This window comes from Leucobacter soli, assembly GCF_042659205.1.
Lineage (GTDB): Bacteria > Actinomycetota > Actinomycetes > Actinomycetales > Microbacteriaceae > Leucobacter > Leucobacter soli.
Genome location: NZ_JBHSRW010000123.1, coordinates 1 through 6,473 on the forward strand (window position 1 = coordinate 1; position 6,473 = coordinate 6,473).

The following is a 6,473-nucleotide window of genomic DNA, read 5'->3' on the forward strand; positions in this document are numbered from 1 at the left end:
CTGCCAGTCCAGCGCGCTGGGCGGCGGCGTTCGCGACGGCGCGCTGGGCCTCGAGCGCCCACGAGTCGCGGGCTCTGGCCTGGGCGCCGAGCAGTTGGACCGCCGTCTGGGCGATGGCGATGAACGGAGTGGCGTAGGGCACGCGGAAGAGCGGGAGATCGAGGCGCTCGCAGGCGTCGACGAGCGCGGTCGGGATCCGGCGCCAATCGACGCCGACGCCGAAGCCGAGCGCCGTCACCCCGACGCCGAGGAGTCGGCGGACGTAGGCTTCGGCCTCGGCGCTGTCGGGCCCCCCGGCGAACTGGGTGCCGGTGGTCAGCAGCACCGTGCGCGGAGTGAGGAACGGGGTCGGGTCGACCATGTTGCTGCTGTGCACCCACTGCACCGGAAGCTCGGCGGCGGCGCCGCCATGGGTCCCTCCGGTGATGAGGACGAGGCCCAGGTGGTACTGCCGGAGCAGTTCGCCGAGGCCGATCGCGACGGGTGCGATGGCGGCCGATGCGTGCACGGGCATGGGGCCTCCCGACCTTCCCGGCCTCCCGCGCGGATGCGGTATGCCGACTTTCGACACTCTGGCGAAAGAGTGCAGTGACAACCACCATTCTGGCAGATCCCTGCCGCGCGCGATGATCCTAAGCTGACTCGTGACCGCACGGCATCCGCCGCGTCGTTTCCATCAATCCGTGAGCATAAGGAGCAACTCCATGTCTGAAACCCCTCTCGGCGGCCCCGCACTGCCGCAGGAGCGCAAGGTCGTCACCGCGATCCCCGGCCCGAAGTCGCAGGAGATGCTCGCACGGAAGAACGCCGCGGTCGCCGCGGGCGTCGGCGTGGCGCTGCCCGTCTCGATCGTCGCCGCGGGCGGCGGCGTGATGGTCGACGTCGACGGCAACTCGTTCATCGACCTGGGTTCGGGCATCGCCGTCACCGGTGTCGGCAACGCGGCGCCCAAGGTCGTCGAGGCCGTCACCAACCAGGTGCAGCAGTTCACCCACACCTGCTTCACCGTCACCCCGTACGACGGCTACGTCAAGGTCGCCGAGAAGCTCAACGAACTCACCCCGGGCGACTTCGAGAAGCGCTCCGCCCTCTTCAACTCCGGTGCGGAGGCCCTCGAGAACGCCGTCAAGATCGCCCGCCACTACACCAAGCGGAATGCGATCGTCGTCTTCGACCACGCCTACCACGGCCGCACGAACCTCACCATGGGCATGACCGCGAAGAACATGCCCTACAAGGACGGCTTCGGCCCCTTCGCCCCCGAGGTCTACCGCGTGCCCACCTCGTACCCCTTCCGCGACGGCCTGACCGGCGCCGAGGCGGCAGAGGTCGCGATCACGCAGATCGAGAAGCAGGTCGGCGCGGCCAACCTCGCCGCCGTCATCATCGAGCCGATCCAGGGCGAGGGCGGCTTCATCGCTCCCGCCGAAGGGTTCCTGCCCGCCATCCAGAAGTGGGCGACCGAGAACAAGGTCGTCTTCGTGCTCGACGAGGTCCAGACCGGCTTCGCCCGCACCGGCGACCTCTTCGCCGCGAACCACGAGGGCGTCGTACCCGACCTCGTGACCACGGCGAAGGGCATCGCCGGCGGACTGCCGCTCTCGGCGGTCACCGGCCGCGCCGAGATCATGGACTCCGCCCACGCGGGCGGCCTCGGCGGCACCTATGCCGGCAGCCCGATCTCGTGCGCCGCCGCGCTCGCGACGATCGAGACCTACGAGACCGAGAACCTCACCCAGCGCGCCCGCGAGATCGGGGCCATCATCGAGGAGTTCTTCACCGAGCTCCAGAAGACGGACTCGCGCATCGGCGACATTCGCGGACGCGGCGCCATGCAGGCCATCGAGCTGGTCGAGACCGGTTCGAAGACCCCCGCCGCCGCGCTCACCGGCGCGGTCGCGAAGCAGGCCGGCGACCAGGGCGTGATCCTGCTCACCTGCGGCACCTACGGCAACGTGATCCGCTTCCTCCCGCCGCTCTCCATCAGCGACGAGCTGCTCCGCGACGGCCTGCAGGTCGTCGCCGACGCCCTCGCCGCCAACTGACGATCCGAAGAACCCAGGAGTACATCATGGCACTCAAGCCCAACGAGCAGGAACTGCTCGACCGCGTCCAGTCCGGCCTCGCCATCGGCGGCAACTGGCAGCCCTCGGGCTCCGGCGCAACCTTCGACGTGAGCGATCCCGCAACCGGCGAAGTCATCAAGACCATCGCCGACGCGACCGTGGAAGACGCCGTCCGTGCGCTCGACTCGGCCGTCGAGGCGCAGGATTCGTGGGCGGCAACGTCTACCCGCGAGCGCTCGAACATCCTCCGCCGCGCCTTCGACCTGCTGATGGAGCGCAAGGAGGAGTTCGCGCTGCTCATGAGCATGGAGATGGGCAAGCCCATCGCGGAGGCCCGAGGCGAAGTCGTCTACGGCGGCGAGTTCCTGCGTTGGTTCTCCGAGGAGGCCGTGCGCGTGGCGGGCGACTACCGGGAGAACCCGGAGGGCACCGGCCATATGGTGGTCTCGCACCTTCCCGTGGGCCCGTGCTACTTCATCACCCCCTGGAACTTCCCGCTCGCCATGGCGACCCGCAAGATCGCTCCGGCGCTCGCCGCGGGCTGCACGGTCGTGATCAAGCCGGCGGCCCTCACCCCGCTGACCACGATCTTCTTCGCGCAACTGCTCGAGGAGGCTGGCCTTCCCGCTGGTGTGGTCAACGTCGTGCCGACCTCGAAGTCGAGCGCCCAGTCGAGCGCGCTGCTCAGCGACACCCGCCTGCGCAAGCTCTCGTTCACCGGCTCGACCCCGGTCGGCGTGAAGCTGCTCGAGGCGGCCGCGCAGAACGTGCTCCGCACCTCGATGGAGCTCGGCGGTAACGCGCCGTTCGTCGTGTTCGAGGACGCGGATCTCGACCGCGCGGTCGAGGGCGCGCTGCTCGCGAAGTTCCGCAACATCGGCCAGGCCTGCACCGCGGCGAACCGCATCATCGTGCACGAGTCGGTCGCCGACGAGTTCGCTCGCCGCGTCGGCGAGCGCGTCGCGGCCATGAGCATCGGCCGTGGTGCCGACGAGGGCAACGACATCGGCGCCCTCGTCGACGACAAGGCCGTGGCGAACACCGCGCGCCTCGTCGCCGACGCCGTCGAGACCGGCGCGAACATCGTCACCGGCGGCCAGGTCGTCGACGGGCCGGGCAACTTCTTCCAGCCCACCGTGGTCGACAACCTGAGCCCGCAGTCGGCGATCATGCGCGAGGAGATCTTCGGACCGGTGCTCGGCATCATCCGCTTCTCGACCGAGGACGAGGCGGTGCAGATCGCGAACAGCACCGAGTACGGCCTGATCAGCTACGTGTTCACCGAGAACATCCACCGCGGTCACCGCATGATCGAGAAGCTCGAGACCGGCATGATGGGCCTCAACACGGGTCTCGTCTCGAACGCCGCGGCGCCGTTCGGCGGCGTGAAGCAGTCGGGCATCGGCCGTGAGGGCGGCTTCGAGGGGATCCACGAGTTCCTCTCGACGAAGTACACGCTGCTGCCGCGCACGTAGCGGGGCGGACCGCGCTCGTCGCGGGTGTCGCGGGCGCCGGGATCCTTCTGCGGATCCCGGTGCCCTCGTGCTGTTCACGGCGGATCGACCGGCGCTTGGTCGGAAAACTGCAGAGCGTCAGCTGTTTTTCGAGAATTCGGCTGACGCTCTGCAGGTTTCTGACGCTGTGCCGGGACCGTAGACTCGCGGAGTGACCGAGCGGAGTGCGAACCGGCGGAGGCGGCCAGGCGCCTGGGCGCGCCGCCATGCCGTGCTCCTGATCGCCGTCGCACTCGCGGCGGGTTCGGCGGTGCTCGTGCCGCCCGATCCGGCGTACCTCGCGTACGTCGACCTGCGCACGCTCACCCTGCTCTTCTGCATGCTGGCGACGATCACCGCGCTGCAGCGGGTCCGCTTCTTCGCCGCCATCGCCACCCGCGTGGTCCGCCCGTTCCGCACGTTGCGCGGCCTGGTGCTGGCGCTCGTGCTGGCGACCGCCGCGGCCTCCGCCCTGTTCACGAACGACGTCGCGCTCCTCGGGTTCCTGCCGCTCGCGTACCGCGCCCTCGATTCGACCGGTCATCGCGGCAGTCTGGCGTTCACCTTCGTGATGATGACTGTCGCGGCGAACCTCGGCGGGATGATCACGCCCTTCGGCAGCCCGCACAACCTCTACCTCCACGCGTTCTACGAGATCCCGACGCTGCGCTTCGTCGAGATCATGCTCTGGCCGTTCCTCGTGTCGATCGTGCTGATCCTGGTGCTCTGCCTGCTGGTGCCGCGCGCACCGATCGCCCGGCCGGAGGTCGACATCGCCTTCACCTCGCGGCGGATCTTCGTCTATCTGCTGCTGTTCGCTCTGGTCATCGCGATCGTGTTCCGGGCCCTGCCGCTCTGGGCGGGCCTCGCGGTGCCACTCGTCCTGCTGGTGACGGATCGCCGGGCGCTCGCGCGGCTCGACTGGGGGCTGCTCGGCACGTTCGCCGCGTTCTTCGTCTTCGCCGGCAACCTCTCGCGGATCCCCGAGGTGAGTGCCGCGCTCGCCTCGTTCATGCAGATCGACCCGTTGCTCTCGGCGGCGCTCGCGAGCCAGATGATCTCGAACGTACCGGCCGCGATCCTGCTCTCCCATTTCACCTCGGACTACGCCCAGCTGCTGCTCGGAGTGAACATCGGCGGCGTCGGTACGCTGGTGGCCTCGCTGGCGAGCCTCATCGCGTTCGCCCATTTCCGCGTGGTCGCGCCGGGGGAGACCCGCCGTTTCCTCGTGATCTTCTCGGCCGTGAATCTCGCCTTTCTCGCTGTCCTGCTGCTCGTCTTCGGCGTGCTCCTCCCGGGCTAGGGTCCGCGGATGCGCCGGAAGGTGCGCCGAGCCGAGGCGGGAAGGCGCATGCCGTGAGACGGGACGGCGTGCTTCAGCGGGCGGTGCGTTTCAGTGATCGGCGCCGGCGTCGGCACCGTCGGCGCGGTCGGCGCGCTCCGCCCACCAGAGGACCGTCTCGCCGTAGCGCCGCTCCCTGATCCGGGTGAGGCCGGCGGGCCAGCTCGGCTCGGGGGAGCGACTCGACCGCTCGACCAGCACGACGGCGTCACCGGCGAGGAGGTGCGGGAGCGCGGCGAGATTCGCGGTGAGTTCCGCCTCGCCGAGGTCGTACGGCGGGTCGATGAGCACGACATCGAACGCCGACTGAGGATCGGCGCCTTCGAGGAACCCCTGCACGCCCTGGCGCACGACGTCGATGCGCGGCGATCCCTCGCGAATCGCCGCGGCGACCGTGCGCGCGTTGCGTTGGGCGACCTGAGCGGCCTGCGGGTGCCGCTCGACGAGGGTCGCGGCGGAGGAACCGCGGCTGATCGCCTCGAGACCGAGCGCGCCGGATCCGGCGTAGAGGTCGAGCACGCGCGATCCTGCGATCATGTCCCACGATTCGAGCGCCGAGAAGACGGCCTCGCGCACGCGATCGCTCGTCGGCCGCGTGCCCGCCTTGGGGACCTCCAGCCGCAGCGAACCGGCGGCGCCGGCGATGATCCTGGTCACCCCACGAGCCTACCCGGGCGCGGACTCGCCGCCGCGTGCTCCGCCGCTCGTGATTCGTGTCGGCGGTGCCGACTACCCTTGGAGCATGAGCCCCGCCACTCTCGACTCCCGCCTCGACGGCGTCGTGGGCGGGCGCACCGCGAGCGCGCTCGAGAAGGCGTTCGAGATGCGGACGGTGCGGGACCTGCTGTGGCACCTGCCGCGTCGATACTCCAACCGCGGCGAACTGACCCCGCTCCTCGGCCTCCCCATCGGCGAGCACGTCACGGTGCTGGCGCAGGTGCTCGATGTGCGCGAGCGGCGGATGCAGCGTCGCAACGGCAAGCTGCTCGAGGTGCGGATCACCGATGGGATCGGCACGCTGCAGCTCACCTTCTTCAACCAGGCCTGGCGAGCGAACGATCTGCGGGCCGGCGCGCGGGGCATATTCGCCGGCAAGGTCAGCGAGTACCGCGGGCAGCTGCAGCTGCAGCACCCCGACTACGAGCTGTTCGACCGGAACGACGAGACGGTCGGCGGTGAGACGATCGGTGAGCTGCAGAAGGAAGAGCTGGATCAGGCGGCCGCGCGCGCCTTCGCCGAGCGGCCGGTGCCGATCTACCCGGCCACGGCCAGGCTGCCGAGCTGGAGCATCCAGAAAGCGGTCGAGCTCGCCCTCGACGCACTGGATGCGGTGGAGGATCCGCTGCCGCGCGAGATCCGCGATGCCGAAGATGTGATCCCGTTGGCGCAGGCGCTCGAGCGGGTGCACCGCCCGGAGCGCGACGACGAGTGGCGCCGCGCCCGCGACAGTCTGCGGTTCCGCGAGGCCTTCGAGCTGCAACTCGCATTGCTCGACCGGAGGCGGCAGCTCGGCCTCGCTGCGGGCACGCCGCGGCCGAGGGTCGACGGCGGACTGCTCGACGCCTTCGACGC

General features: G+C 69.9%; 6 protein-coding genes. 4 read left to right on the top strand and 2 right to left on the bottom strand.

Features of this window, described 5'->3' with window-relative positions; translation table 11 throughout:
* The coding region (locus ACFPZL_RS08500) for a PucR family transcriptional regulator ligand-binding domain-containing protein (protein WP_382335097.1) at nucleotides 1-514 on the bottom strand (514 nt) is incomplete at its 3' end.
* A gap of 190 nt (nucleotides 515-704) precedes the next feature.
* Here ACFPZL_RS08500 and gabT point away from each other — a divergent pair.
* The 3 genes from gabT (at nucleotide 705) to ACFPZL_RS08515 (ending at nucleotide 4,862) form a co-directional block, all read left to right on the top strand.
* Nucleotides 705-2,045 carry a 4-aminobutyrate--2-oxoglutarate transaminase gene (gene gabT / locus ACFPZL_RS08505; RefSeq protein WP_218116382.1) on the top strand — a complete coding sequence of 447 codons (1,341 nt, stop codon included), beginning with the start codon at nucleotides 705-707 and terminating at the stop codon, nucleotides 2,043-2,045.
* 26 nt (nucleotides 2,046-2,071) lie between these two features.
* Entirely contained in the window at nucleotides 2,072-3,541 is a 1,470-nt protein-coding gene (locus tag ACFPZL_RS08510) for an NAD-dependent succinate-semialdehyde dehydrogenase (RefSeq protein WP_218116383.1), read from the top strand.
* Between the two features lie 190 nt (nucleotides 3,542-3,731).
* Nucleotides 3,732-4,862, top strand: a complete 1,131-nt coding sequence (locus ACFPZL_RS08515) for an SLC13 family permease (protein ID WP_218116384.1) — start codon at nucleotides 3,732-3,734, stop codon at nucleotides 4,860-4,862.
* Between the two features lie 90 nt (nucleotides 4,863-4,952).
* Here ACFPZL_RS08515 and rsmD read toward each other — a convergent pair whose 3' ends face one another.
* Nucleotides 4,953-5,558, bottom strand: coding sequence for a 16S rRNA (guanine(966)-N(2))-methyltransferase RsmD (gene rsmD, locus ACFPZL_RS08520; RefSeq protein ID WP_218116385.1), 606 nt, complete (start codon nucleotides 5,556-5,558; stop codon nucleotides 4,953-4,955).
* A gap of 85 nt (nucleotides 5,559-5,643) precedes the next feature.
* On the opposite strand from rsmD, the gene ACFPZL_RS08525 reads away from it, so the two are divergent.
* Nucleotides 5,644-6,473, top strand: an 830-nt coding sequence (locus ACFPZL_RS08525; protein WP_382335100.1) for an OB-fold nucleic acid binding domain-containing protein, incomplete at its 3' end; no start/stop codon positions are given.